We start from the raw sequence: 3,544 nt of genomic DNA on the forward strand, positions 1-3,544 counted from the left end.
TGCCGGCGGACGATCTCGCCCAGCGCGCGTTCCAGCGCGTCCACGTCCAACGCGCCGCCCAGGCGCAGCGTGGCGGGAAGGTTGTAGGCGGCGCTCCCGCCCTCCAGCCGGTCCAGGAACCAGAGCCGCTCCTGGGCGAACGAGAGCGGGAGGGGACGGTCACGACCGACGCGTACGACCGGGGGCAGCGCGTGCGCCCCGCCCTGCCGCAGCGCGTCCACACGCAGAGCGAGCTCCGCCACCGTGGGCCCCTCGAACACCGTGCGGAGCGGAACGACCACGCCGAGCGAGTTCTGCACGCGCGACAGCAGCCGCGTCGCCAGCAGTGAGTGCCCGCCGAGCGCGAAGAAGTCGTCGTCGACGCCCACGGATTCCAGGCGCAGGACCTCGGCCCAGAGCTGCGCCAGGATCTCCTCGGTCGGCGTGCGCGGCGCGACCGGATGGGACTCGCCCGCCGCCACCTCCGGCTCGGGCAGGGCGCGGCGGTCCAGCTTGGCGTTCGCCGTCAGCGGAAGCCGGTCCAGCCGCACGTAGGCCGACGGGACCATGTACTCCGGCAGCAGCGCCTTCAGGTGCGCCCGGAGCGCGGCGGCGTCGGGCTCGGCCGATCCCTCGGCAGGCACCCAGTACGCGACCAGCCGGCGGTCGCCCGTACCCGCCTCGCGCGTGATCACGGCGGCTTCCTTGACCGCGCCGTGCGATGCGAGGGCGCTTTCCACCTCGCCCAGCTCCACGCGGAAGCCGCGCACCTGCACCTGCTGGTCGGCGCGGCCCATCGGCTCCACCTCGCCGTCAGGGCGGTAGCGGCCCAGGTCGCCGGTACGGTACAGCCGGTCGCGCGGATCACCGGTCCACGGGTTGGCCACGAAGCGGGACGCAGAGAGCGATTCGTCGCCCAGGTAGCCGGCGGCCAAGTGCGGCGAGCGCATCCAGATCTCGCCCACCTCGCCGATTCCCGCGATCTCCCCCGCCGCGTTGCGGACCAGCAGCTGCACCCCCGGGATTCCGCGCCCGAGCGGGATGATCTCCTTCTGCTCGGCTGCGGGATCGACCACGTGATACGAGACGGCGCGCTGCGTCTCGGTAGAACCGTAGTAATTGATGACGCGCAGGTTGGGCGCGAGCGCCGCCAGCCGCTGCACGTCGGCGCGGCGGAGGACGTCGCCCACGAAGAAGGCGCGGTGGAGCGACTCGATCCGCTCCCCCTCGGAGGCGTCGGCCAGCAGCTGGCCCATGGCAGGCGTCAGGTGCGCGACGGTGACGCCTGCCTCGCGCATCCACCGCGCGAGGTAGCCGGGGGTGCCGGTCTCGTCCGGCTCCGGCGCGACCACAGCGGCGCCGAGCTGGAGCGGGGTGAAGACGTCGCGGTGCAGCGGGTCGTGCGCCAGGCCGCTCAGCAGACTGAAGCGGTCGGATGCGGAGAGACCGAACTCCGACGCCAGCCATGGCGTGAAGTGCGTAAGCGACGAGTGCCGCCCCATCACCGCCTTGGGCGTCCCGGTCGTCCCCGACGTGAAGGAGAGATACGCCAGCGTGTCGGGACCGACATCCACGTTCAGCGGATCGCCGGCAGACTCCATCGCATCCGCGGGCTCTTCGCTCCGCGGGTGGATGACCACGGTCGTGCGGATCGTCTCCCCCAGCGCGTCCAGCGCCTCTCGCGGCAGGTCGCCCGCGGCGGAGAGGTGGAGGTGCGCGGCGGGACGCGCGATGCGGACGTACTCCGCCAGGCGCGCCGCCGGGTAGGATGGATCGAGGACCAGGAAGGCCGCGCCGCTCTTCATCGTGCCCAGCAGCGCGCGCACCAAGGCGGCGCTACGGTGGCCGGTGATCGCGACCACGTCGTTCGGCCCTACGCCATGCGTGGCCAGCTTGCGCGCAATGGCGTTCGCGGCGGCGTCCAGCTCGACGTACGTCCACTGCTCGCGCGGGTCTTCCACGGCAAGCGCGTGCGGCGTCTCCAGCGCCCGCGCGGCGAACACCTCGTGCACGGCGCCGCGCCAGGCGTCGTCCAGCGGCTCGGCCGGATCGGGAAGGACGCCGTGCGCCGCCTCCGTCGCCAGCGACAGCGCCCCGACGCGGGTTTCGGGCGCGGCCGCTGCCTGGCGGAGCACGCCTTCGAGCTGCGCCAGGAGCTCACGCATCCTCAGCGCGTCGAACAGGTCGGCGGCGTACACCAGGGTGACGAATATCCGTCCGTCCCCCTCCCCCACGTACACCGTGAGGTCGAACTTGCTGGCCATCTCGCCGCCCCCACCGCCCCCCGCCACCTCAAGCCCTTCGGCGCGGAAGGCGCCTTCCTGGAAGTTGGCCAGGTTGAGCATCACCTGGAACACGGGGGCGTGCGCCAGGCTCCGCTCGGGACGCACCTCTTCCAGCACCCGCTCGAAAGGCAGATCCTGGTGCGCGTACGCACCCAGCGTGGTCTCCCGCACCCGCGCCAGCAGCTCACGGAACGACGGGTCGCCCGAAAGGTCGGTCCGCAGCGCCAGCGAGTTGAGGAAGAGCCCCACCATGCGGTCCGTCTCCGCCCGCGTCCGCCCCGCGATGGGCGTCCCGACGACGACGTCCTCCTGCCCGGCCAGGCGCCCCAGCACCACGTCCAGCGCGGCCAGCAGCACCATGAACAGCGTGGCGCCCTCGCGGCGGGCGAGCGCCTGCACCTCCGCCGCCAGCTCGGGCGCAACGACCAGGCGCTCTACCGCGCCGCGGTGCGATTCCACCGGCGGGCGGGGCCGATCGCTGGGCAGCTCCAGCAGCGCCGGAGCGCCCTCCAGCGCCTGCCGCCAGAACTCCACCTGCCGCTCGAGCGCGGCGCCGGACAGGCGCTCGCGCTGCCACACCGCATAGTCCGCGTACTGCAGCGGCGGCTCCGGCAGCGGCGACGGCTCGCCGCGCGAGAATGCGCCGTACAGTGCGGACAGCTCCTCACGGAGCACCCCCAGCGACCACCCATCGCCGATGGCGTGGTGGATGTTGAGGAGAAGGAGCTGCTCGTCGTCAGCCACGCGGACGAGCGACGCGCGGAAGAGCGGCCCGCGCGCCAGGTCGAAGCGGTGCTGCGAGGCTTCGGCGGCAAGGCGGCCGGCCTCGGCCCGGCGCTCGCCGTCGGGCAGGTGCCGCAGGTCGGCGACGGGCAGGTCGAACTCGGCGGGAGGCGGGGCGATGCGCTGCACCGGAACGCCGTCGACGGCCGGGAGCGTGGTGCGCAGCGGCTCGTGGCGGCGCACCAGCTCGGCCAGCGCGCGGCGCATCGCGTCATCGTCCAGACGGCCGGTGATGACGTAGGAGAACGGGATGGCGTACGCCGGGCTCCCCGGGTCCAGCGCGTCCACGAACCAAAGCCGCTCCTGCGCGAACGTCACGGGCAGGTCGCCGTCGCGGCCGGCGGGGACGATGGCGTCGCTGCCCGCCGCTGCGCCGGTGCCGCGCAGACGGTCGATCTCGGCCGCGAGCCCGGACAGGACCGGCTGCTCGAAGACGGCGCGCAGCGGCAGCTCCACGCCGAAGACCTCGCGCACCCGCGAGATCACCCGCGTGCCCA

1 protein-coding gene is annotated in these 3,544 nt (G+C 73.5%); it reads right to left on the bottom strand.

Features of this window, described 5'->3' with window-relative positions:
- The coding region (locus VIB55_RS08390; RefSeq protein WP_331876225.1) for an amino acid adenylation domain-containing protein at positions 1 to 3,544 on the bottom strand (3,544 nt) is incomplete at both ends.

The sequence above is a fragment of the Longimicrobium sp. genome (assembly GCF_036554565.1).
GTDB lineage: Bacteria > Gemmatimonadota > Gemmatimonadetes > Longimicrobiales > Longimicrobiaceae > Longimicrobium.